We start from the raw sequence: 23,910 nt of genomic DNA, 5'->3' as shown, positions 1-23,910 counted from the left end.
CTGCGGCCGATCCAGTGAAGCGCCGAATGCTGACAAAGAACCCACGACTGCCATCAGCCGACAGTCGCCACCGCGAATCAACTCACAGCTTCACGATCATTCTGACAAACAGAACAACTCGTCATACTCGCCGCCTCAGCCCGGGCCAACGTCATGCTCTCCACCCCGGACTCTCCAGCACCCTCGATCAACGGGCAAGCGGTGCCGTGGTACCGGCGGGTGCCGATGATGACCTTCACCATGGTGGCGCCGGCCTTCTTCCCGTCGCCGTTCTTGCCCTTGGCAGAGCCGGGCTCATCCGACGACCCGCTGTCCTTGGAGGCCACCTCCTTGGCGGTGGAGGAGGCGGGCCGCCCCTGAGCGGCGGCGTCGGACGAAGCCCCACCTCCCGGCTTCGCGCCGGCAGCCTGCTCGCCGCTCTGCTTGGAGCCAGCCTGCTCGCCGCCCGGCCTGGGGCCGACGGACTGCTCGCCGCCCGGCCTGCCGGCTGGGGATCGCTCGCTGCCCTGCTTGGGGCCGGTGGGCCGCTCGCTGCCCAAAGACTGCGACTGCCCCCTCGAACTGCTAGCGGGCTTCTCCCCTGTCGCCCTGTCAGGCGCTCCGGTGGGAGTCGGCAAGGCCCGGGACTTGGCGGACTCGGCCGACGACGCCGGCCGCTCCGGCGTCACGGCACCACTCGAAGCCGTACCCCGATCAGCGCCGCCCTGCGACGACTTCGCCTCAGCGTCACCGAACGCGGCGAAGCCTCCCTGAGGCTTGCCACCACCTGGGCGCGAAGGACCGCTGGACGAGGCGCCGCTCCCCGAGGAAGCACTGCCGCCAGAGGTCCGGGCACCGCTGCCCGAGGGACGGACGTCACCGCCCGAGGGGCGAGCGTCGCCGCCCGGGGACCCGGCTCCGGTGCCCCGCTCAGGTCGCCTGTCCGAGCTCTCCGATCGCAGCGACGAGGTGGCGTCGCCCGATCCGGGCCGTGTCCGGGCAGCAGCGGGGCTGCCTTGTGCCGGGCGGCGTGGTGGCTCTGCCGACGGATCGGAGTCCTGTGACACCGGTGTTCCGGAAGCGGTGACGCGAGGCTGGGGGCGCGTGTCGGGGCCCGAGGAGTCGTTGTCAGGCTCGCCGGTCATCGCCTGTGAGGACCGCTGCCCTGCCTTACCGGCATCCGGCTCACGGCGCTCACCGTCTCGTCGCTCCGGCCGCTCATCACGCGCACCGCCGCCCGCCGCCTTCCGCACGGGCGGCGTACCGCTACCGGCATCCGGCTCATCGGGCCCAGCACTGCCACCCGGGCGCTCCGCCCCGGCGGTCGGCTGCTTGGGACGGTCCGGCTTGGGGCTGCGGTGGGCATCGGGGAGCGGGAGGGAGATCTTGGTCTCCGCCTCAGGGTCTTCGCGCTCGCTGGATGCCGGGGAAGGCCGCGTGCCGCCGGCCGCGGACGGCGGGCCGCCTCCCGGGCGGGTGGGCGCGGAAGCCGAGGAAGCAGCCGGTCGGCCGAACCACCCGGTCGGGCCTTCGGCTGACGCGGAGGAAGACGAGCGTCCGCCGGTCGCGGAGGTTGCCTGGGTGGCAGCCGCGGAGGAACCCGGGGTCACGGCGGCGGACGAGCCCGAAGCAGGAGCAGCAGAGGAGCCTGCGGCCGCAGACGAGCCCGAAGCGGGAGCGGCGGAGGAGCCTGAGGTGGGAGCGGCGGACGAGGCCGAAGGAGGGGCGGCGGAGGCGGCCGGAGTGGTGGTGGCTGCCGAGGAGGACGAGGTGGGGGTGGAAGCCTTGGGTTCGGGCTTCGACGCCACGGCCGGCGACTGCGGGTCCCGCGTCGGCTCGGCCCGGTGCGCGGTGGCGACGGCTGGCTCGGGGTCCGGGGCAGGTGGCAACTGCCGGCCGCCGAGCGCGGCGTCAGGCAGGCACGCGGTGCAGGGCGTGAAGCCCTCCTCGCGCGCCTCTTCGTACGTGAGCTCTTCTTGATCCCGCCCGATCAGCTGGCGGCAGCCCTGGACGTGGTAACGCTTGCGTCCTGGGATCACCAGCACGATCGCGTCCGGGGAGATCCCCTTCGCCGTCACCGGGCGGTGCGGGCCCGACGCCGGTGCGGGAGAGGGGCCCCGCGCGGGCCCGGGTGAGTGCAGGGTCGCCGCCGTCCGCTGGAACGGTTGCGGCGGCGCTTGCGCCCCCATCGGGCCGGTCCGGTTGTGCGGCACGCCAGGGGGCACGAGCCCCGCTGGAGGAGGGGTGGCCGGCACAGCGGCCTGCCCACCACCGGGAAACAACTCGTGACGCCGCAGCAGCGCCCCGATCACCAGGAAAAGCGCGGACAGCACACTGACCACGATGGACCACATGATCAGGAACGGCTTGGCCAGTACGAAGCCCGCGATCAGCAGAATGACCGCCGCGAGCACCAAACCAGCACTGATAAGGATCACTAGGGGCTCTTTCGAGTGACGGGTCTATCTGACCCGCTACCTTACCGGCGGTCGTTGTGGGGACCGTCACTGCCGGGGAAAGCGCCCTGCGGAGCCTCGCCGCCGAACGGGTTGGGACCACTGGGCAGAGGCTGCTGGCCACCCTGGGGGACGGCGTGCTGCATGCCGGGGCCTGCGGCGCTGGGCGCACCCGACGACATGACGGGGAACCCGCCGCTGCCCTCGGCGGAGACGTTCAGCTCGGCGAGCTGGTTCTCCAGGTAGAGCTTGAGGCGGCTGCGGTATTCGCGCTCGAAGCTGCGCAGCTCCTCGACCTTGCGCTCGAGCTCGTCACGGGTCTGAACGAGGGAGCCCATGGCCTGACGGTGACGCTCCTGCGCGTCGCGCTCGAGCGTCTCCGCGCGGGCGCGGGCGTCGCCGATGACCTGCTCGGCCTGACGGCGAGCCTTGGTCAGGATCTCGTCGGCCTCGCGGCGGGCGCGGGTCACCGTCTCGTCCGCCTCCCGGCGGGCGTCGGAGATCGCCTGGTCGGCGGTCTGCTGCGCGAGCGCGAGCACGCGAGCGGCGGTGTCCATGTTGTCCTCGGCGGGAGGCATGTTCATCGCCATGGGCACCGGCTGCTGCTGCGGCTCGGGCGCCCGCATGGGCTCCGGCTGCTGCTGGTGCTGCTGCTGGGGCGGCGGGCCCATCATCTCAGGCTTGGGCTGCTCCTGGACGGGCGCGGACGCCATGGGCATGTTCATGCCACCGGGCACCTTGCCGCGCAGGCACTCGGCCAGCTTCGCGCGGAGCTCTTCGTTCTCTTGGATCAGGCGGTCAAGCTCAGCCTCGACTTCGTCGAGGAAGGCATCGACCTCTTCCTCGTCGTAGCCCGGCCTCAGCCGGGTCGTACTGAACTGCTTGTTCCGCACATCAGCGGGCGTCAGCGGCATCTTTGGTCTCCTTGGCGCGCTTTGGAGTCTGTCCGGAGGGACGGTCAACCCGATCACTTCAGCGCGTACACGAGTTGGATCATGACCGGTGCTCTGCGGCCCCCATCACCTACCGCCGAGCGATCCTGCGATGTTGATCAAGAGCAGAACGATGATGAAGAGGACTGTGAAGCTTAGGTCAAAGGCCACCGTACCCAACCGGAGCGGGGGAATGAAACGGCGGAGGAATTTGAGTGGAGGGTCGGTTGCGGTGTATGTGGCTTCGGCGATCACCAGCACGACCCCGGAGGGTCGCCACTGTCGTGCGAACGCCTGGACGGTCTCGAAGATCATCCTGCCGATGAGCAACACCAGGTAGAGGGACAGGACAACGACCAAGATCTGGCTTACGATCCCCACGGTCTGGCCGCGCCTCCACTTCTGATGTGCCCGTCCGGTCTCGGCGAGACCTGGTTGGGTCCGGTAGACATACAGAGACTCTAACTCTGGTTGAAGAACCCGCGTTCCGCGATTCGCGCCTTGTCTTCGGCGGTCACCTCGACATTGGCGGGGGACAACAGGAACACCTTGTTCGTAACACGTTCAATGCTGCCATGTAGGCCGAAGACCAGACCTGCCGCGAAATCCACCAGCCGCTTGGCGTCGCTGTCGACCATCTCGGTGAGATTCATGATCACGGGGGTGCCGTCACGGAAGTGCTCGCCGATGGTCCGGGCCTCGTTGTAGGTCCGCGGGTGCAGGGTGGTGATGCGCGCCAGATCGGTCGTGCGGCGCTCCAGGACGGTCGTGGCGGGCCGGGGCGCGGGCACTCCCGCATCGGTCTCTTCCTCGCGGTCCTGGACCGCTACAGACCGTTCCTCGCCGGTGCGCTGGACGTCGTCGTCGTAGGCGTACTCATCCGTGTAGGTCTCGTACCTCTCGTAGCGGTCGTCCTCCACGAGACCGAGGTAGACCGCCATCTTGCGCATCGCGCCGGCCATCGCTACGTCGTCCTCCTGCTCATGGTCGCACTCGCTCGGACTCGTCAGCCGGGTCCGAGGCGGTAGCCGTACCCCCTTGGAGCTCACCGCTGATCGACCTCTACCAGACCGTGGACCTGAAGACCCACTTGAGGGGACATTACCTGACGAAGAGCTTTCGACGGCCGAGCAACGCCGTACCGACGCGCACATGTGTGGCACCGTGCGCGACGGCCTCGGCCAGATCCTCGCTCATCCCGGCGGAAATCATCGTGGCACGTGGATGGCGCTCCTGTACGCCCAGCGCCACATCACGCAGCCTCGCGAACGCCTTGGCCGGGTCCTCCCCCAGCGGCGCCACCGCCATGACCCCGCCCAGCCACAGTCCGGGGGCGGCGTCGATGGCCGCGGCCAGCGCCGGCACGTCCGCCGGTCCGACGCCGCCCCTGCCGGGATCGTCGTCCAGCGCCACCTGCACCAGGCACCCGATCTCCCTGCCCTGCCTGACCGCCTCCCGGCTGATCACCTCCACCAGCCTGCCCCGGTCGACGGAGTGGATCAGATCCGCGTAGCCCACCACGGAGCGCACCTTGTTGGTCTGCAGCTGACCGACGAAGTGCCAGGTCAGCGGCAGGTCAGCGCATTCGGCCGCCTTCTGGGCGGCCTCCTGGTCGCGGTTCTCGCCCACGTCGCGCACCCCGAGCCCGGCCAGCAGCCGCACGTCGGAGGCCGGGTAGGTCTTGGTCACGGCGATCAGCGTCACCTCACCCCGGTCGCGGCCCGCCGCCAGGCACGCCTCGCCGATCCGCTCCTCGACCCCGGCCAGGCCGGAGGCGATCTCATCCGTTCGCACGCCTGTCCCTCCTGTGCACACCATTGTCCTGTACCCCCGCCGCCGCGAGCCACCGCCCCGCGGACCCGGCGTACGTGGAACGCTCCCGGCCGGGACGCGGCGGGCGAGCCGGCCCGAGGACCCCCGCGACGCCGTACGCGCACCGCGTCGGCCCGGTGACACAGCGGCGCCGCTCCCCATTTCTGTTGGAAGGAGCGGCGGGGGCCGGTCGGGCTACTTGAGGAAGTCGGGGACGTCCAATTCCTCCTCCTGCTCCTCGAAGACCACCGGGCGACGTTTGGCGGGCTCCGACATGCGGGAGGTGATGGGCGTGGGCGGATTGGTGGGCTCGGGTGTGGGCCGGGGGATCGAGACGGGGGCCGAGGGCTCGTCGTGCTCGTCCTCGGCGGCCGGCTCGCGCTCCGCCCTGTCCGGCTGGCGCACCGGCTCCGGACGTGGCTCGGGACGCGGCTCCGGCCGGGCCTCAAGCCTGGCCTCGGGGCGCGGCTCGGGCCTGAACTCGGTGCGTGGCTCCGGCCTGAACTCCGTACGCGGCTCGGGTCTGAAGTCCGTACGCGGCTCCGTACGGGGCTCTGGGCGCGGCTCGGGCCTGAACTCGACGCGAGGCTCAGGACGGGGGTCGGGGCGCGGCTCCGGACGCGAGGCGGGCTCGGACCGGACGCCAGCCGAGGGCGCGCTGGACCGGGGCGGGGCCGCCAGCGGCGGCGCCTGGGCCGCGGTGGGACGGCTCTGCGGGCGGGGCAGCTGCTTGTCGGGGGGCGCGATGTCGTCGAAGCCGGCGGCGATCACGGTGACCCGCACCTCGTCGCCGAGCGCGTCGTCGATGACCGTGCCGAAGATGATGTTGGCGTCGGGCGCCGCCGCCATCGACACGAGCTGGGCGGCCTCGTTGATCTCGAACAGGCCGAGGTCGGAGCCGCCGGCGATCGACAGCAGCACGCCGTGCGCGCCGTCGATGCTGGCCTCCAGCAGCGGGCTGGAGACCGCCATCTCCGCCGCGGCCACCGAACGGTCGTCGCCGCGCGCGTGGCCGATGCCCATCAGCGCCGAACCGGCGCCGGACATGACCGACTTGACGTCGGCGAAGTCCAGGTTGATCAGACCCGGCGTGGTGATCAGATCGGTGATGCCCTGCACACCGGAGAGCAGCACCTGGTCGGCGGCCTTGAACGCGTCGAGCACGCTCACCTGCCGGTCGGAGATCGACAGCAGCCGGTCGTTGGGGATCACGATGAGGGTGTCGACCTCGTCGCGCAGCGTCTCGATGCCGGCTTCGGCCTGCGAGGCCCTGCGGCGGCCCTCGAAGCTGAACGGCCGGGTGACGACTCCTATCGTGAGCGCCCCCAGCGAGCGAGCGATGTTGGCCACCACGGGCGCGCCGCCCGTACCGGTGCCGCCACCCTCGCCCGCCGTGACGAAGACCATGTCGGCCCCCTTGAGGACCTCCTCGATCTCCTCACGATGGTCCTCGGCCGCCTTGCGCCCCACATCGGGGTTGGCGCCCGCTCCGAGTCCGCGCGTGAGCTCGCGGCCCACGTCCAGTTTGACGTCGGCGTCACTCATCAGCAGCGCCTGGGCGTCGGTGTTTATCGCGATGAACTCGACGCCCTTGAGTCCCTCCTCGATCATCCGGTTGACGGCGTTCACTCCGCCGCCGCCGATGCCGACGACCTTGATGACCGCGAGGTAGTTCTGCGGTGCTGCCACGACGAGGGGCCTTTCCGCTCGTTGACTTGCCATTTCGGTGCGGATCGTCTCCGCGTCTTTTCAGTTCGGGTAACTCTCAACCTCAAGTTGAGATTTAGATTTATGTCAACCTGAGGATTGATACGGACAGTAGGAGTTACGCTCCGCGCGGGTCAACTAACCGCGCCGCAAGCACGTCCGGCGTGTCGCGGGCTGTCCGATTCGCTCCGTCGTCACGCCTGGTCGGGGCACTCCTGTGCCGCAAGCCCGATCTACAGGTTCTCACGCCGGGACGCGCGCCTTCGACAGGCGCGAGCCTGTTCCCGGTCTGGAGTTGCCGCGCCGGAGGCCAAAGATCGATCTTTCGCGGCCCACATATCCCCGCCGCCACAGCACTTCCCGCCGACGAGCACCCGACTGAGGCGGCAGGAATGGCGATCATGACGCGGTAAGTAAAATCGATCACTTGAGCGTGATCACGTCCGGCGAGCTCACGTCGTAGACCTCCGCCTTGCGCCGCAGCATGCTCGTCAGGATGCGTGCCTTGTCCTCGGGCCTGTCCACGCCACCCCAGATGATCGTCCGGCCGTCGGACAGCGTCAGCGTCACGTCCTCGGCCGTCGTGGCGCTCACCTGCCGCACCCGCCCGCCGATCTCGCCGGGCAGCGACCCGATCACCCGCAGCGCCGCCATCGTCGCCGGGTCTCCCGCCCCGGGCCGGGCCACCTTGAGCACCGGCACCAGAGGCGGCACCACGTCCACCACCTCGATCACGACCCCGAGCTTGTCCAGCAGCGCCGCCTTGCCGCCCGCGGCCACCTGCGCGACGGGCTCACGCTCGACGATCTCGATCTTCAGTGTCCCCGGCCACACCCGGTCGACCTTCACGCTGGCCACCTGCCGGATGGCCTGGACCCTGGCCTGCACGTCGGTCAGGTTGACGGTCGCCAGCGGATGCAGCTCCGCGACCCCGGCGGTCTCCCTGATCTTCTCAGCGGGCAATGTGACATTTCCCACGATCTCCACAGATCGTACGCCCAGCACCGGCGAGAAGAACACCAGCCAGGCCGCCGTCCCCACCACGCCCGCGGTCAGCAGCACCAGGAAAACCGTCCGAGCTTTCATCATCCTCCAGCATCGCCGTGCCCACAGAACCTACGCCGCCGCCCGCACGAAGACCGCACGCCACGCCAGACAGCCCTTCCCGGACGACCGGAGAACCACCCCGGACGCCACGGGGACCGGGCCGGTCAGTGGGACAGCCGGGCCACGATCTGCGGGCCCAGCTCGGTCACGTCGCCCGCGCCCATGGTGAGCACGATGTCGCCCGCGCGGACCCGGGAGGCCACCAGCTCCGGCACCGCGGCCCGGTCCGGCGCGTAGGCCACCTGCCCGGCGGGCAGCGGCACCCGGCTCGCCACCAACGCGCCCGAGACGCCCGGCTCCGGGTCCTCGCGGGCGCCGTAGACGTCCAGCACGATCGCCTCGTCCGCCAGCCCCAGCGCGGCGCCGAACTCCTCGGCGAAGAACCGGGTGCGTGAGTAGAGGTGCGGCTGGAAGACCGCGACGACCCGCCCGTGGCCGGAGTAGGAGGCGACCACGTCACGCGCGGCCCTGAGGTCGGCCGCCAGCTCGGTCGGGTGGTGGGCGTAGCTGTCGAACACCGCCACGCCGCCCGCCTCGCCCTTGGCCTCGAAGCGCCGCTTGGCCCCGGTGAAGGCCGACAGCCCGTCCCTGATCTCCTCGAACGGCAGCCCCAGCTCATCGGCCACGGCGATGACCGAGGTGGCGTTGAGCGCGTTGTGCGCCCCGGGCACCGACAGCCGCACCTCCCCCGCGCAGGCGCCGGGGCCCTCGACGGTGAAGACGGTGCCGAACCCGTCGGGCCGTACGCCGCTGATCCGGTAGTCGCCTTCGGCGCCGTACGTCAGGACGCGCAGCCCGCGCTCGCGCGCGACGGCGGCCAGCTCGGCCGAGCCCGGGTCGTCGGAGCAGGCGATGAGCAGCGAGCCGACCCGCTCGGCGAAACGGGCGAAGCTGTCGTGCACGGCTCGCGGGTCGCCGTAGTTGTCCAGGTGGTCGGCCTCGACGTTGGTCACCACGGCGATGTCGGGCGCCAGCATCAGGAACGAGCCGTCGCTCTCGTCGGCCTCGGCGACGAACACCCGGCCGGAGCCCTCGTCGGCGCCGAGCCCGGTGGTGACGAGCTGGCCGCCCACGCAGTAGGAGGGGTCGGACCCGCACTTCTGCAGGGCGACGGTCAGCATCGAGGTGACGGTGGTCTTGCCGTGGGTGCCGGCGATGGCGACCGCGGTGCGCCCGGCCATGACGGAGGCGAGCGCGGCGGCCCTCGGGATGACCCGCAGCCGCTGCTTGAGCGCCTCGCCCAGCTCGGGGTTGGAGTCACGGATGGCGGTGGAGACCACCACGGTGTCGACGTCGCGGATGTGGGAGGCGGCGTGGCCGATGTGCACGGTGGCGCCCAGCTCGCGCAGCTCCCCGACGAGGTCGCTGCTGCGGGCGTCACTGCCGGACACGCGCACGCCGCGCTTGAGCAGGATGCGCGCGATGCCCGACATCCCCGCGCCCCCGATGCCGATGAAGTGCACCCGCCCCAGGTCTTCGGCGGCGACGGGATCGACCAGCTTGACGAGGCTCATCGGGCTATCTCCAACACTTTCCTGGCGAGTATGAGGTCGGCGTCCTTCCTCCCCAGTCTGGAGGCGGCCTCCGACATCGCGGCGACTCTTTCCGGGTCATGGAGGATGGGCAGCACGTTGTGGATGATCCAATCAGATGACAGGTGCGCGTCGTCCACCAGGAGGCCGCCGTGGCCCGCGGCCACCCGCTCGGCGTTGACGCGCTGCTCGCCGTTGCCGTGCGGGAGCGGCACGTACGCGGCGGGCAGGCCGACGGCGGTGAGCTCGGCGCAGGTGAGCGCGCCGCTGCGGCACAGCGCGAGGTCGGCGGCGGCGTAGGCGAGATCCATCCGGTCCACGTACGGCAGCAGGACGTACTGCGGGTCGCCGGGCGGCGGCTCGCGCTCGACGGTGTTCTTCGGGCCGATCACGTGCAGCACCTGGACGCCGGCGGAGCGCAGCGCGTGGGCGGCGGCGAGGGCCGCCTCGTTGATCGACCTGGCCCCCTGGGAGCCGCCGAACACCAGCAGCGTGGGCCTGTCGGTCTGCAGCCCGAACCAGGAGCGGGCCTTGTCGCCCATGGACAGCCGGTCGAGCTCGACGATCTCGCGGCGCAGCGGGGTACCGATGTACTCGGCCCTGCCCGCGGCGTCGGGGAAGCCGGTGAAGACGTGCTCGGTGAGCCTGGAGCCCAGCCGGTTGGCCAGGCCGGGGCGCGGGTTGGCCTCGTGCACCACGATCGGCAGGCCGCGCCGCTTGGCCGCGAGGTAGGCGGGCGTGGCGACGTAGCCGCCGAAGCCGACGAGGACGTCGGCCCGCACCCGGTCGAAGATCGCCGCCATGGCGTTGACCGCCCCGGCCAGCCGGCCGGGCACGGTCAGCAGCTGCGGGGTGATCGCCCTGGGCAGCGGCACGGCGGGGACCAGCTCCAGCTCGTAACCCCTGGCGGGGACGAGCCGCGTCTCCAGGCCGCGCTCGGTGCCCACGCAGGTGATGCCGATGCGTGGGTCGAGGCGGCGCAGCGCGTCGGCCAGGGCGAGGGCGGGCTCGATATGCCCGGCCGTCCCGCCACCAGCGAGGACCACCCTCATGTCGGTCACTCCCTAACGTCTGTCTCGGCCTCTGGTCATGCCCCCCAGGCCAAGCCAGCTTAGAGCCCGGACGGCGGGTCCGGGGCCACGCGCGGCCAGAGCCTCGCGCGCGCCTGGCTCGCGCTTGGCGAACGACAGCAACATGCCCAGCGCGGCGAGCGTCGGCAGCAGCGCCGAGCCGCCGTAGGAGACCAGCGGCAGCGGGATCCCGGTGATCGGCAGAATGCTGAGCACCGCGCCCATGTTGACGATGCCCTGACCGGCGATCCAGGCCACGGTCGCGGTCGCCACCAGCCGGATGAACGCGTCGTTGACCCGGGAGGCGACCCGCAGCCCGGCGTACCCGAGCAGGCCGAACAGCGCCACCACCATCAGCGTGCCCATCAGTCCCAGCTCCTCGCCGAGGATGGCGAAGATGAAGTCGCTCTCCCCGTGCGGCAGCCAGTCCCATTTCTGCCTGCTGCTGCCGAGGCCGAGCCCGAACCAGCCGCCGGAGCCCATCGCGATCTGCCCCTGCACCGCCTGGTAGCCGGCTCCCTGCGCGTCGGCCCACGGGTCGAGGAAGACGCTGACGCGGGCCATCCGGTACGGCTCGACCCGGATCATGATGATCGCGGCGAGCACGGCCAGCGACAGGATGCCGCCGAACAGCTTCACCGGCGCCCCCACCACCCACAGCAGCGACAGGAAGATCATGAGCAGCACCAGCGTGGTGCCCAGGTCGCGGCCGAGCATGACCAGGACGGCCAGGATCACGGTGCCAGGCATCAGCGGGATGAGCATGTGCCGCCACTCGATCCGCCCGGCGCGGGCCCGGCGGGCCAGCAGGTCGGCCCCCCACAGGGCCAGCCCCAGCTTGGCCGGCTCCGACGGCTGGAAGGTGAACGGCCCCACGTAGATCCACCGCTGCGCGCCCAGCTCCGACGAGCCGACGAACAGCACCAGGACCAGGGCGATGATCGACAACGCCATGAGCGGGTAGCCGGCCCAGCGGAAGAACTTGTACGGCAGCCGCGTGCACGCCCACATGATCGGCAGGCTGACCGCCGCCGACAGCGACTGCTTGATGAACCAGTAGAACGGGTTGCCGGTCTCCTGCATCGCCTCGATGCTGGAGGCCGACAGCACCATCATCAGCCCGAGCGCCAGCAGCAGCGCGCTGCACCCGAGGATCAGGTAGTAGGTGGTCAGCGGCTTGTCGAGCAGCTCCTTCAGCGCGGCGAGCCGCTCCCGGGCCCAGCTCGACGGCGCTTCGGACGCGGTGGGCCGGGCGCGCGGCTCCTCGGTCGTCGCGCTCACGTCGCCGCCTTTAGGGCGTGGACGGCACGCGCGAAGGCCTCCCCTCGCGCGGGGTAGTTGGCGAACATGTCCAGCGACGCGCCGGCCGGAGAGAGCAGCACGGTGTCTCCGGGGGAGGCGAGCCGGGAGGCTTCGGTGACGACACGGTCCATCACCCCAGTGTCTTGCCCACTGATGTCCACCACGGGGACATTCGGCGCGTGTCGCGCCAAAGCTTCGGCGATCCGGCCGCGGTCCACGCCGAGCAGCACCGCCCCGCGCAGCCGGCCGGCCGCCGCCTTGACGACCTCGTCCACGTCCGCGCCCTTGAGCTGCCCGCCGGCCACCCACACGATCGACGGGTAGGACGACAGAGCCGCCGCGGCGGCGTGCGGGTTGGTGGCCTTGGAGTCGTCGACGTAGTCGACCTCGCCCACCCGGTCCACGTGCGCCATCCGGTGCGGGTCCGGCACGAAGTCCCGCAGACCCTGCCGTACGGCCTCGGCCGGGACATCGAGCGAGCGGGCCAGCGCGGCGGCGGCGAGCGCGTTGGCGACGTTGTGCGGCGCGAGCGGGCGCACGTCGGCCAGCGTGGCGAGCTCCTCGGCCGCCTCGGCGGGATCGGCCACGAAGGCCCGGTCGACGAGCAGGTCCTCCACCACGCCCACCTGACCCGCCCTGGGCGTGGCCAGCGTGAAGCCGACCGCGCGCGGGTACGGCGCCGCCAGGCGGACGGCCTCGGGGTCGTCGGCGTTGTGGATGACGGTCCCGGCGCGCTCGAAGATGCGCCCCTTGGCCGCGGCGTACTCCTCCATCGACCCGTGCCAGTCGAGATGGTCCGGCGCCACGTTCAGGACGGCCGCGGCGTGCGGGGCGAGCGTGCTGGACCAGTGGAGCTGGAAACTCGACAGCTCGACGGCGAGCACGTCGTACGGCTCGCGCACGGCCTCGATGACCGGTACCCCCACGTTGCCGACGGCCAGCGCCTTGCGCCCGGCGGCCAGCAGGATGGCGGTGAGCATGCGTACCACGGTCGTCTTGCCGTTGGTGCCGGTCAGGGCGAGCCAGGGGGCCGCCTGGGCGGGCCGCAGCCGCCAGGCCAGCTCCACCTCGCCCATCACCTCCACGCCCGCCGCGCCGGCGGCGGCGATCAGCGGGTGGTGCGGGGCCCAGCCGGTGCTGACCAGCCGGGTGGCGCCGTCGGGCAGCTCCAGCGGGCCGAAGCGGACCTCGACGCCACGCCCGGACAGGTCGGCAGCCGCGGCGAGCTGCCGCTCGCCCGGCGTGGACTCCACGACCACGACCCGCTCGCCCCGCTCGGCCAGCACCCTGGCCACCGCCCTGCCGGAGACGCCGAGCCCGGCGACGCAGGTGAGGGTCATGGCCTTGGCATCCATTCGACGTAGAACAGGCCGAGCCCGAGGGCCGCGCAGAGCATGGCGACGAGCCAGAAGCGGACCACGATCGTGGTCTCCGCCCAGCCCTTGAGCTCGAAGTGGTGCTGCAGCGGCGCCATCCTGAACACCCGTTTGCCGGTCATCTTGAAGAACCCGACCTGGATGATCACCGAGAGCGTGATGATCACGCACAGGCCGGCGAGGAGGATGAGCAGCAACTGGGTGCGGGTGGCGATGGCCAGACCGGCCAGCACGCCGCCGAGGGCGAGCGACCCGGTGTCGCCCATGAAGATCTTGGCCGGAGGCGCGTTCCACCACAGGAAGCCGATCAGCGCGCCGAGGACGGCGGCGGCCACCACGGCCAGGTCGAGCGGGTCGCGTACCCAGTAGCAGTTGGGGCCGAGCTGGTCGATGCAGTTGTTGCGCAGCTGCCAGTTGCCGATCAGCACGTAGGCGCCGAGCACCACGCCGGTGGCGCCGCTGGCCAGGCCGTCGAGGCCGTCGGTGAGGTTCACCGCGTTGGAGAAGCCGACGATCATGATGAGCACCCAGATGGTGAACCCCACGATGCCGATCGACGGGCCGAAGTCGCGCAGGAAGGACAGCCGGGGCTCGGCGGGCGTGATGTCGTAGATGTTCGGCTGCTGGGTGACCAGCACCGCGAAGATCGCGCCCACGATGAGCTGGCCGAGCGCCTTGGCGCCGCTGCGCAGGCCGAGGCTGCGCTGCTTGTAGATCTTGATGAAGTCGTCGAGGAAGCCGACCGCGCCGAGGCCGGTCATCAGGAACAGCACCAGCAGCCCGGAGACGGTCGGCGCGTCGAGCAGGATCAGGTGGGAGGCGCCGTAGGCCAGCAGGGAGGCCAGCACGATCACGGTGCCGCCCATGGTGGGCGTGCCCCGCTTGCCGTGGTGGCCCGACGGGCCCTCCTCCCGGATCTCCTGGCCGTAGCCGCGTCTGGAGAACAGCCGGATGGCCAGCGGGGTCCCCAGCATCGACAGGATCAACCCCACCGCGCCGGCGATGATGATGTTGGTCACTGCGCGGCCCCCCCGAGCAGCAGCTCGGCCGTCCGCTCCAGGCCCATGGCCCGCGGTCCCTTGATCAGCACGACGTCGCCCGGCCGGAGCCACGGGCCCATCTCGGCGGCCGCCGCCTGGGCGTCGGGCACGTGCACGATGTGCGTGGTGGGCGGGGGATGGCCGGGCTGTGCGGCCCGCTGCGCCGCCTGCTGGGCCGCCGCGTGGGCGCCTTCGAGCATCGGGCCGGCGTCGGGGCCGGCGACGATGAGGCCCGCCAGGCCGCTGCCGCCCGCCAGGCGGCCGACCTCCGCGTTGAGCGCGGGGCTGTCCTCGCCGAGCTCGCGCAGCGCCGCGATGACCGCGAAACGGCGGCGGCCCCGGCCGAGCATGCCCAGCGCCTCGAACGCGGCCCGCATCGAGTCGGGGTTGGCGTTGTAGGCGTCGTTGACGATCGTGACGCCGTCGACCCGGTCGGTGACCTCCATCCGCCACCGGCTGCGCGGCTCGGCCTGCGACAGCTCCGCGGCGATGGTGGCGACCGGCAGGCCGAGTTCGTAGCCCGCGGCGGCCGCGGCCAGCGCGTTGTCCACCGCGTGCGCGCCGTACAGCTTGAGCCGCACGGGCGCGGCGCCCGAGGGGGTGCGCAGCGTGAACGAGGCGCGCCCGCGCTCGTCCATGACGAGCTCCTCGGCGCGGATGACGGCCTCCTCGGCGCGGCCGAAGTAGGTGACGCGGGCGTCGGTGCGCGAGGCCATCGCGCGCACCAGCGGGTCGTCATAGTTGAGTACGGCGACGCCGGTGCGCGGCAGTGCCTCGACGAGCTCGCCCTTGGCCTTGGCGATGGCCTCCTTGCCGCCGAACACGCCGATGTGCGCGGTGCCGACGTTGAGCACCACGCCGATCTCGGGCGGCGCGATGCGGGCCAGGTCGGCGATGTTGCCGATGGTTCGGGCGCTCAGCTCCAGCACCAGGTAGCGGGTGTCGGCGTCGGCCCTGAGCACCGTCAGCGGGTGGCCGATCTCGTTGTTGTAGTTGCCGGCGGGGGCGATGGTCGGCCCGATCCGGGCGGTCAGCCGCGCCAGGAGGTCCTTGGTGGTCGTCTTGCCCGCCGAGCCCGTCACGCCGATCACGGTCGCCCTCGGCAGCGCGGCGGCCTGCGAGGTCGCCAGCTCGGCCAGCGCGGCCGCGGTGTCGGGCACGATGATCGTGGGGGCCTCGACCGGCCTGCTGGCCAGCACCGCGACGGCGCCCGCGCGGACGGCCTGCGCCGCGAAGTCGTGCCCGTCGGACCGCGCGCCCTTGAAGGCGACGAACAGGGATCCCGGTTCGGCGTCCCGTGAGTCGATCACGACGGGACCCCGCACCACCGCGCGGGGGTCTGCCATGCCCGACAGGGCGCCCGAGGTTATCTCGGCGATCCTGGCCAGAGGCAACGGGATCATTCGTGCTTCCTGCTTTCCTTGCGTGCGTCGATCGCGGCGGCGACCACCTCCCTGTCGTCGAAGGGGATCACCTCGCCTGAAACGTACTGGCCCTGCTCGTGGCCCTTGCCTGCCACGACTATCACGTCACCGCGCCCGGCCCGGCCGACCGCCAGGTCGATGGCCGCGGCGCGGTCGGGCTCAATGATCACATGAGCGCGGGCATGCCGGGGAACGCGGAGCGCCCCCTCCATCATGGCGGCCAGGATGTCCAGCGGATCCTCGGAGCGAGGATTGTCACTCGTGAAGACCGCGACGTCCGCCAGCCGGGCCGCGGCCTCGCCCATGAGCGGCCGCTTGCCCCGGTCGCGGTCGCCGCCGCAGCCCAGCACCACGGTGAGCGTGCCCGCGGTGACCTGGCGCAGCGAGCGCAGCACCGACTCGACGGCGGCGGGTTTGTGGGAGTAGTCGACGACGGCCTGGAAGTCGTCGCCGGCGCCGGTCACCCGCTCCATGCGGCCCGGCACCCCGGTGAGGGTGCCGACGCCGTGCACGGCGCTCTGCAGCGGCACGCCGGCCTCGACCAGCGTGACGATCGCGCCGAGCGCGTTGGCGACGTTGAACGGGCCGGGCAGCGAGATCTGCGCGTCCGCCTCCACCCCGCCGGGCCCGACCACCCTGAAGGCGCTGCCGTCTGCGCCCAGCCGCACGTCCAGCGCGCGCCACTCCGCCTCCGGCGAGCCGAGCGCGGAGAAGGTGGTCATCGGCACCTTGGCCAGGCGCAGCAGCTCCCGGCCGTACGGGTCGTCGAGGTTGGTCACGCCCACCCGGCTCAGCTCGGGCTGGAACAACCGCGCCTTCGTCGTGAAGTAGTCGTCGAGGTCGCGATGGAAGTCGAGATGGTCCTGCGACAGGTTGGTGAACAACGCCACGTCGTAGAAGACGCCGTCCACCCGGCCCTGCGCGAGCGCGTGGCTGGAGACCTCCATGGCGGCCGCGGTGACGCCCCGCTCGCGCATGAGGGCGAACAGGCCGTGCAGCTCCGGCGCCTCGGGCGTGGTGAGCCGGGGCTCGAAGCACAGCTCGGCGGCGTGGATCTCGACGCCGCCGACCAGGCCGGTCGTGTGACCGCCCGCCCGCAGCCCGGCCTCCAGCAGGAACGTCGTGGTGGACTTGCCGCTGGTGCCCGTGACACCGGCGATCATGATGTCGGCGGTCGGCCGGCCGTACACCCAGGAGGCGACCTGGCCGAGCACGGCGCGCGGATCGGGCACGATGAGCACCGGCAGCCCGGTGGCGGCGGCCGCCTCCCGGCCCGCCGGGTCGGTCAGCACCGCCACGGCACCGCCCGCCATGGCCTCGGCCGAGAAGTCCGCGCCGTGGGCGCTGGCGCCGCGCACGGCGACGTAGAGGTCTCCGCGCCGCACCTGGCGGGAGTCGATGGCGACCCCGGTCAGCGCGGCATGAGGCGAGCGCTCGGTGCCGGAATCGGCATCGAGCATGCTCGCCAGCCCGGTCAGCGGGCGGGGCGGATTGGTCGTTGGACGCATAGACGACGGGGGACGCACGGCGGCAGCGTACCCTCCCTGGTCACTGTCCCGCGCGCGTCCGCACCGCGGACTCGGGCGAGCCTGTGGGAGGAATCTTCCTGCTCTTGATGGCGAACGTCATCACATCCTTGAACACCGGGGCGGCGAGCTGCCCCCCGAAGTGGCCGTTCTTGGGATTCTGCAGCACCGACAGCACGACCAGCGCGGGCGCGTCGGCGGGCGTGAAGCCCACGAACGAGGCGGTGTAGCCGTCGTAGCGGCCGAGTTCGGCATCGTAGCGGTTCGCGGTGCCGGTCTTGCCGGCCACGCGGTAGCCGGGGATGGCCGCCAGCTCACCGGTGCCCTCCGCGCCGACCGCCTCCTCCAGCATCGCGGTGATCTCCTTGGCCGTCTTGTCGCTGATCACCCGGGTCTGCGCCCCGGGCTTGGCGGGGACGAACCGGCCGGAGCCGTCGGTGCTGCCCGCCACGATCTGCGGCTCGATCTTCACGCCGCCGTTGGCGATGGTCTGGTAGACGCTGGCCATCTGCAGCGCGGTCACCGACACGCCCTGCCCGTAGGCGATCGTGCAGCTCTGGCTGCCCGACCACTTCTTGTAGTCGGGCAGCAGGCCGGCCTCGGCGCCCGGCACGCCGCCTCCGGGCCTGGCGCCGAAGCCGAAGTCCTTGAGCATCTCGTACAGGCCCTGGCTGCCGACCTTGCGCGCGGCCATGACGGTGGCGACGTTGCTGGACTGGGCCACCGCCTGGCGGAAGGTCATGTCCTCCGGCGGGTGCGGGTGAGCGTCACGCAGCACCCGGTCGGCGCACTGGATGTGGTCCTTCACGTGGAACACCGAGTCCGACTCGACCACCCCGGCCTCCAGCGCGGCGGCGGCGGTGATCACCTTGTTGGTGCTGCCGGGCTCGAAGACCTCGGCGGCCGCCCGGTTGACGTAGTGGGACTCGGGGGCCTTGCGCCAGTTGTTCAGGTCGAGCTCGGGAGCGTTGGCCATCGCGAGGACCTGCGCCGTGCGCACGTCCATGACGATGACGGTGCCCCTGCTCGCGCCCGACTCGCGCGTCTGCTCGGCGATCACCCGCTGGGCGGCCCACTGGATGTCGCGGTCGATCGTCAGCCGCACGTCGCGGCCGTCGACCGGCGGGGTGCGCTGGGTGGCGGTCATCGGGATCCGCTGCCCGTCACGGCCCGTCTCCATGCGCAACTCGCCGTCCTGCCCGGCCAGCACCGAGTTACGCACCAGCTCCATGCCGACCAGGCCGTCCTTCTCGTCGCCGACGAACCCGATCAGGCTGCCCGCCAGGTCGCCCGCCGGATAGGCGCGGCGGTAGGTCCTGGTCTCGGTGAGCGAGGGGATGGGCTCCTTGAGCAGCGCGTCCGCCACGGTCGGCACCACGCCCCTGGCCAGGAGCTGGTAGCGGGTGTCGACGCGGGCCAGCTTGGCCACCATCTCCTGCTCGGTCCTGCCGAGATGGCGGGCCAGCAGCGCGGCCACCTTGCCCCGCGCGGCCGCCGGGACCTTCGTCGGGTCGATGGCGATGTCGCGCGCCTCCACGGTGACGGCCAGGGCGTGGCCGTTGACGTCGGTGATCGCGCCGCGCTTGGCCGGCACCTTCTCCGTGTGCTGACGCTGGCCGACGGCCGCGGCCTCGTAGACCTTGGAGTCCAGGCCCTGCATCTGGATCAGCCTGCCGGCGAAGATCGACAGGATGAAGGTCATGCCGATGAGGCCGAGGTTGATCCGCCTGCGCGGGTTGCCCAGCCGCAGGATGAGCGGCGGCCTCGGCGGTGCCGGCGGCCTGCGGGGCCTCCTCGGCGGCGGCCCGTCGCCGCCGCCCGGTGGACGCGCCCGTCCCCCGTCCTGGCGCGCCGAAGGGCTACGGCGAGGCGGCCCGTCGTCGTCACGCCCACGGCCGCGCGGCCCCTCGGCCCTGTCGCGCGCACCTGCGCCGGCACCCGCGCGAGCACTTGTCCCGGCACCACCGCTTGCCCTGGCGCCGCCGCTTGTCCCGGCGGCCCCGCTTGTCCCCGCGCGGGAACCGGGGCGGGCACTCGCCGGACCGTCCGGGCGGATGCCGCCGGAGCCTCGGCCACGGGTGGCGTCGGTGGGGTCGGTGGCGGCGCGCCCGCCGCCGGCGGCCGTCCGCCGGGGGGCGCCGTCCTGCCCGCCGCCCCGCACGCCCGGCCGCTCATCGTCCTGCGGTCCCCGGCCACGGGCCCGCGCCGCGTCTCCGCCGGCACGGCCACGCGGAACGTCCCCGCCATCCTGCCGAAACCGCCCACGGGAACGGTCCTCATCCCTGCCCGCGACCCGGCCGCGGGAACGGTCGTCCTCATCCCTGCCCGCAGCCCGGCCACGCAGGCGGTCGTCGTCGTGCCGTACCCGGCCGCGCGACGCGTCGTGGTCGTCGCGGCCCGTTCGTCCGCGTGCGGGGTCGTGGTCGTCGCGGTCGGGCCGTCCCGGCGCGGCCTCGCGGCCACGGCCGGTTCGGGCACGCGGGGTGTCGTCCGCGTCGGGGCCGACGCCGCCGCGCGGCGTCTTGCCCCCCTTGCGCGGCGCATCGCCCTCATCCGGTCCCGACCTGCCCCGCGAGGGCTCGCCGTCCCGGCGACCCCGGCCAGGCGAAGGCTCGTCGTCCCGGCGGGCTCGGCCCCGGGAAGGCTCGTCGTCGCGGCGACCCCGGCCAGGCGGAGGCTCGTCGTCGCGGCGGGCTCGGGGGCGGGAGGGCTCGCCGCCCTTGCCGGGGCGGCCGCGCGTGGGGTCGGCGTCGTCCTCGGCGCGATCCCGGCGGGAGCGGCCGCGAGAGCCGTCGGCGGGGTCCTGCGGGGGACGGTTGCGAGGGCTGTCGTCTCGTCCGAAGGGCAGGTCGAACGGGTCCGGCTGCTTGCGCGGCTCGTCCGCCGGGCCGTCCGCCGCCGGGCGGCCCGCCCCCTCCGAACGGGCGGAGCCGCCTTGGCGCCCCGCCCGTCCCGGGCCGCCCGGCGTACGACGAGCGGCGCCAGGCCCTCCCTGAGAGCCGGCGCCGCCACGACCGGGACCTTGACCCCTGCCGCTCGAGTTGCTCACTGCCCCTGGACCGCCTGGCCGGTCTCGGTGGAACCGGAGGTGTAGGGGTTGACCTTGTCCAGGGACTGCTTCATGCCGAGGTCCTCGGCCTGCTTGGCGATCACCTCGGGCAGCTTGCGCTCCTCGATCTCACGCTTGAGCTGCTCGTTCTGCAGGCGCGCGGCGGAGATCTCGTCCACCAGCTTGGAGGCGGCGATGGAGTCGCGGGCCAGCACGGTGTTGAGCAGCAGCAGGCTCACCAGGCCACCGCACAGCAGCCCCACGACCAGCAGCACGAACGGGGCACGCTGCCGCCGCGCCGGGCGCCGCATGGCGGCGGGGCGCGGGCGCTCGGCCGCCGCCCGCCCGCCCGCCGGCGGCCTGCCGCGCGACGGGCCGGACTCGGGCCGCGGGCGCCGCCTGTCGGTCTCGGGGCGGGGCTGGGGCACGGGTTTGGCCGGGTGCGGGGCTTCGGGCCTGCGCTGGCCGGTCTTGGGCACGGCGCCGCGGGCGGGCGTCTTCGGCGCCTGCCCGCTCTCCTGCTCAGTCCTGGTCGTCAACACGGATCCTCTCTGCGGCCCTGAGCCGGGCCGAAGCCGCCCGCGGGTTGCGGGCCAGCTCTTCTTCACTCGGGAGCTCCGCTCCCCTCGTCAGGAGGCGGAACCGCGGCTGGTGAGCCGGCAGTGGGACGGGCAGCCCGGGCGGGCTGGTGTCCTTGGTTCGCGCCGTGAGGATCTGCTTGGTCAGCCGATCCTCCAGGGAGTGGTAGGAGAGCACGACGACTCGCCCACCGAGCGCCAGCGCGTCGAGTGCCGCGGGCAGTGCCGCCTCCAGGGCGGACAGCTCGGCGTTCACTTCGATGCGCAGCGCCTGAAACGTTCGTTTGGCGGGGTTTCCCCCGGTGCGCCGGGTCGCGGCTGGAATCGCTTGCCTGACGATGTCAGCGAGCCGCTTCGTCGACGTTATGGGGTCCTTCGCCCGTTCCTTGATGATCAGGCTCGCGACACGCGGGGCGAAGCGCTCCTCGCCGTAGTCGCGCAGGATGCGCACCAGCCGGGCGGCGGAGTAGGTGTTGACCACCACCTCGGCGGTGAGCTCCTGGTCGGTGTCCATCCGCATGTCGAGCGGGGCGTCGTAGGAGTAGGCGAATCCTCGCTCACCCTCGTCGAGCTGGGGCGAGGAGACCCCGAGGTCGAACAGCACCCCGTCGATCGTCTCGCGGCCCGCGCGGGCGAGCACGTCGTCCAGCTCGTCGGAGGAGGCGTGGACCAGCGTGGTCCGCTCGGCGTAGGGGGCGAGCCTGCGCGTGGAGAACTCGATCGCGAAAGGGTCGCGGTCGATGCCGATCAGGTGCAGCGCCGGATGCGCGGCGAGCAGGGCCTCCGAGTGACCGCCGAGGCCGAGGTTGGCGTCGACGACGACGGGGTCGTCCCCGGTCAGCGCCGGTGCCAGCAGCTCCAGAACGCGCTCGAGCATGACCGGAACGTGACCGCTCATACCGATGTCGTCGTGCATCTCCAAACCCCCCTCTCGCGTCCTGGCTCGCGGTTGACGCGGCCGGTCGACCGTCGGTCCTGCTGGGTCCCCACCCGGTGCCGTCCGGCCAGGTCCCCATCCGCACCCTCTTCGTGGATGCCCGTCATCTGACACCGGGGAAGGTGCATCAGTTGACCGGCAGTGGTTGCGGGTGGAGACCTCGCCGAACGACGACTCCGACGGCTCGACCGTGAACTTCACAGAATCCCTGGCAGCACCTCCTCCGACAGATCGGCGAAAGCCTGCTCCTGTGCGTTGAGGTAGGTGTCCCAGGCTTGCGCGTCCCAGATCTCCAGCCGGGTGTTGGCCCCTATGACGGCGCAGTCACGCTGCAGTCCCGCATATTGCCGCAGGCCCTGCGGGATCGTGATGCGCCCTTGCTTGTCCGGTTTTTCGTCGGATGCGCTGGCGAAGAAGACACGGCTGTAGTCGCGCACCGCCTTGGCGGTGACCGGGGCGGTGCTGAGAGCCTCGGTAATGCGCTGGAACTCCTCCACTGGAAAGACGTAGAGGCATCGCTCCTGGCCTTTGGTGATCACAAGACCCTCCGCCAGCTCCTCACGGTACTTAGCCGGCAGGAACAGCCGTCCCTTGTCGTCCAGACGCGGTTGATGGGTGCCGAGGAACATCGGCCCCACCTCCCGTGCCTCGTGAAGCGCTCAGCGCTGGCGCACCGGGCCCTCCACTGCGCACCACCATACTCCACTTCTCCCCACCGTCAACTGATTCACACCTTCTTGATCGCCATTTCGGCGCGCGTTGTCGCAGGTCAGAGCGCTGACCTCGGTGGGGGTGCGGTGGGGGCGCACACCCGCTCGCGGGCGTGTCGAAGGCGGAGAACTCCCCCTATTAAGGGAGCGGCAGTGCCGCACGGGGCCTCGGTGGAGGAAAGTGGGGCGGCTCAGGGGGCGGAGTGTCACGGGATTCGCACCCGTATGCGACAAGAACGTGAACAGCACCGGGCTTCTGTGGATTATCCGCAAAAGTCGCTCTAGAACGCCCAGAGTCGTAGGGTCATGCAGATAATGGAAAACAATGGCTTGGCACCCGCAAAGGCACCCTTGCGTCGCGGGTCGCCCGAAGCACTTCTCATGGAGGCCTGGTGGCAGTAACCCATGACGTCCCTCCCCAGCTCGGCGAGCTGGTCTCCACCGCCCACCGGATCCAGCAGGCCATCGAGTCGGTGATCGAGGGCAAGAGCGACGCCGTCCGCCTCACGGTCACCGTCCTGCTCGCCGAGGGTCACCTGCTGATCGAGGACGTCCCCGGGGTTGGCAAGACCATGCTGGCCAAGGCGCTGGCGCGGTCCATCGACTGTCCCGTGCGCCGTGTGCAGTTCACCCCCGACCTGTTGCCCAGTGACATCACCGGAGTGAGCGCCTACAACCAGCAGACCCGCGAGTTCGAGTTCAAAGCGGGACCGGTGTTCGCCAACATCGTGGTGGGCGACGAGATCAACCGTGCCTCCCCCAAGACCCAGTCGGCGTTGCTGGAGTGCATGGAGGAGCGTCAGGTCACCGTCGACGGCATGACGTACCAGCTGGACTCGCCGTTCATGGTGATCGCGACGCAGAACCCGATCGAGATGGAGGGCACCTATCCCCTGCCGGAGGCGCAGCGGGACCGGTTCACCGCCAGGATCGCGATGGGCTACCCCGAGCCGACCGCCGAGCTGGAGATGCTCGACGTGCACGGCGGCACCTCGCCGCTGGACAAGCTGGAGCCGGTGGCGACCACGGCGGAGGTGCGCGCGCTGATCGACGCCGTGCGCGGCGTGTACGTCTCACAGCCGGTCAAGAAGTACGCCATCGACCTGGCGGTGGCCACCCGCCACTCCCCCGACCTTCGCCTGGGCGCCTCCCCCCGCTCGACGTTGCAGCTCGTCCGGGCGGCCAGGGCGCACGCGGCGCTGGCGGGCCGGGACTACGTCATCCCCGACGACCTGCAGGAGCTGGCGATCCCCGTGCTCGCGCACCGGCTGCTGCCGAGCATCGAGGCCCAGGGGCAGCGACGCCTGCCCGAGCAGGTCGTGACAGAGCTGGTCAGGCGCGTACCAGTGCCGGAGACCCGGTCGTCGTGAGAG

Annotated in this window: 20 protein-coding genes; 2 read left to right on the top strand and 18 right to left on the bottom strand. The window is 71.8% G+C overall.

The window, feature by feature from the left end; all coding sequences use genetic code 11:
* Positions 1–77 precede the first annotated feature (77 nt).
* The gene (locus ACTMTF_RS02060) at positions 78–539 is read right to left on the bottom strand and encodes a hypothetical protein (protein WP_441108944.1); all 462 of its coding nucleotides are present in this window, start codon (positions 537–539) and stop codon (positions 78–80) included.
* Between the two features lie 1,021 nt (positions 540–1,560).
* Between ACTMTF_RS02060 and ACTMTF_RS02055 the strand changes: the two genes are divergently transcribed.
* Entirely contained in the window at positions 1,561–1,959 is a 399-nt protein-coding gene (locus ACTMTF_RS02055; protein WP_441108943.1) for a hypothetical protein, read from the top strand.
* A gap of 499 nt (positions 1,960–2,458) precedes the next feature.
* On the opposite strand, the gene ACTMTF_RS02050 is transcribed toward ACTMTF_RS02055, so the two are convergent.
* The 17 genes from ACTMTF_RS02050 to mraZ form a co-directional block, all read right to left on the bottom strand.
* Positions 2,459–3,349 carry a DivIVA domain-containing protein gene (locus ACTMTF_RS02050; RefSeq protein WP_441108942.1) on the bottom strand — a complete coding sequence of 297 codons (891 nt, stop codon included), beginning with the start codon at positions 3,347–3,349 and terminating at the stop codon, positions 2,459–2,461.
* Positions 3,350–3,454: 105 nt separating this feature from the next.
* Positions 3,455–3,748: a YggT family protein gene (locus tag ACTMTF_RS02045; protein WP_397000863.1), complete on the bottom strand. Its 294-nt coding sequence runs from the start codon at positions 3,746–3,748 to the stop codon at positions 3,455–3,457.
* An 80-nt stretch (positions 3,749–3,828) separates the two neighbouring features.
* Entirely contained in the window at positions 3,829–4,329 is a 501-nt protein-coding gene (locus ACTMTF_RS02040; RefSeq protein WP_397000865.1) for a cell division protein SepF, read from the bottom strand.
* 139 nt (positions 4,330–4,468) lie between these two features.
* Positions 4,469–5,185, bottom strand: a complete 717-nt coding sequence (locus ACTMTF_RS02035) for a YggS family pyridoxal phosphate-dependent enzyme (RefSeq protein ID WP_441108941.1) — start codon at positions 5,183–5,185, stop codon at positions 4,469–4,471.
* A 189-nt stretch (positions 5,186–5,374) separates the two neighbouring features.
* Positions 5,375–6,868, bottom strand: coding sequence for a cell division protein FtsZ (ftsZ, locus tag ACTMTF_RS02030; protein ID WP_441108940.1), 1,494 nt, complete (start codon positions 6,866–6,868; stop codon positions 5,375–5,377).
* A gap of 441 nt (positions 6,869–7,309) precedes the next feature.
* On the bottom strand, positions 7,310–7,975 hold the full coding sequence (locus ACTMTF_RS02025) for a cell division protein FtsQ/DivIB (RefSeq protein ID WP_441108939.1): 666 nt from the start codon (positions 7,973–7,975) through the stop codon (positions 7,310–7,312).
* Between the two features lie 122 nt (positions 7,976–8,097).
* Positions 8,098–9,507 carry a UDP-N-acetylmuramate--L-alanine ligase gene (murC, locus tag ACTMTF_RS02020; protein WP_441108938.1) on the bottom strand — a complete coding sequence of 470 codons (1,410 nt, stop codon included), beginning with the start codon at positions 9,505–9,507 and terminating at the stop codon, positions 8,098–8,100.
* A complete protein-coding gene (gene murG, locus ACTMTF_RS02015) occupies positions 9,504–10,577 on the bottom strand; it encodes an undecaprenyldiphospho-muramoylpentapeptide beta-N-acetylglucosaminyltransferase (RefSeq protein ID WP_397000875.1) in 1,074 nt (357 codons plus the stop codon). The genes murC and murG overlap by 4 nt, the downstream gene beginning before the upstream one ends.
* 12 nt (positions 10,578–10,589) lie before the next feature.
* Positions 10,590–11,876, bottom strand: coding sequence for a putative lipid II flippase FtsW (ftsW, locus tag ACTMTF_RS02010; RefSeq protein WP_397000877.1), 1,287 nt, complete (start codon positions 11,874–11,876; stop codon positions 10,590–10,592).
* A complete protein-coding gene (murD, locus tag ACTMTF_RS02005) occupies positions 11,873–13,237 on the bottom strand; it encodes a UDP-N-acetylmuramoyl-L-alanine--D-glutamate ligase (RefSeq protein WP_441108937.1) in 1,365 nt (454 codons plus the stop codon). The genes ftsW and murD overlap by 4 nt, the downstream gene beginning before the upstream one ends.
* The gene (gene mraY / locus ACTMTF_RS02000) at positions 13,234–14,292 is read right to left on the bottom strand and encodes a phospho-N-acetylmuramoyl-pentapeptide-transferase (protein ID WP_397000881.1); all 1,059 of its coding nucleotides are present in this window, start codon (positions 14,290–14,292) and stop codon (positions 13,234–13,236) included. Before mraY ends, murD begins: the two co-directional genes overlap by 4 nt.
* Positions 14,289–15,716, bottom strand: a complete 1,428-nt coding sequence (locus tag ACTMTF_RS01995; RefSeq protein ID WP_441108936.1) for a UDP-N-acetylmuramoyl-tripeptide--D-alanyl-D-alanine ligase — start codon at positions 15,714–15,716, stop codon at positions 14,289–14,291. The genes mraY and ACTMTF_RS01995 overlap by 4 nt, the downstream gene beginning before the upstream one ends.
* Entirely contained in the window at positions 15,713–17,245 is a 1,533-nt protein-coding gene (locus ACTMTF_RS01990; RefSeq protein WP_441108935.1) for a UDP-N-acetylmuramoyl-L-alanyl-D-glutamate--2,6-diaminopimelate ligase, read from the bottom strand. Before ACTMTF_RS01990 ends, ACTMTF_RS01995 begins: the two co-directional genes overlap by 4 nt.
* Before the next feature lie 40 nt (positions 17,246–17,285).
* A complete protein-coding gene (locus ACTMTF_RS01985) occupies positions 17,286–20,312 on the bottom strand; it encodes a penicillin-binding transpeptidase domain-containing protein (RefSeq protein ID WP_441108934.1) in 3,027 nt (1,008 codons plus the stop codon).
* Positions 20,309–20,851 (bottom strand): hypothetical protein, encoded by a 543-nt coding sequence (locus ACTMTF_RS01980; protein WP_441108933.1) that lies wholly within the window; start codon positions 20,849–20,851, stop codon positions 20,309–20,311. Before ACTMTF_RS01980 ends, ACTMTF_RS01985 begins: the two co-directional genes overlap by 4 nt.
* Entirely contained in the window at positions 20,835–21,806 is a 972-nt protein-coding gene (rsmH, locus tag ACTMTF_RS01975; RefSeq protein WP_441108932.1) for a 16S rRNA (cytosine(1402)-N(4))-methyltransferase RsmH, read from the bottom strand. Before rsmH ends, ACTMTF_RS01980 begins: the two co-directional genes overlap by 17 nt.
* A gap of 218 nt (positions 21,807–22,024) precedes the next feature.
* The gene (gene mraZ, locus ACTMTF_RS01970; protein WP_397000893.1) at positions 22,025–22,456 is read right to left on the bottom strand and encodes a division/cell wall cluster transcriptional repressor MraZ; all 432 of its coding nucleotides are present in this window, start codon (positions 22,454–22,456) and stop codon (positions 22,025–22,027) included.
* Positions 22,457–22,929: 473 nt separating this feature from the next.
* On the opposite strand from mraZ, the gene ACTMTF_RS01965 reads away from it, so the two are divergent.
* A complete protein-coding gene (locus tag ACTMTF_RS01965; RefSeq protein ID WP_397000895.1) occupies positions 22,930–23,907 on the top strand; it encodes an AAA family ATPase in 978 nt (325 codons plus the stop codon).
* The last annotated feature ends 3 nt before the right edge of the window (positions 23,908–23,910 follow it).

The organism is Nonomuraea sp. ZG12 (assembly GCF_052068115.1).
GTDB lineage: Bacteria > Actinomycetota > Actinomycetes > Streptosporangiales > Streptosporangiaceae > Nonomuraea.
This window is presented reverse-complemented; position numbering and strand designations above follow the sequence as displayed.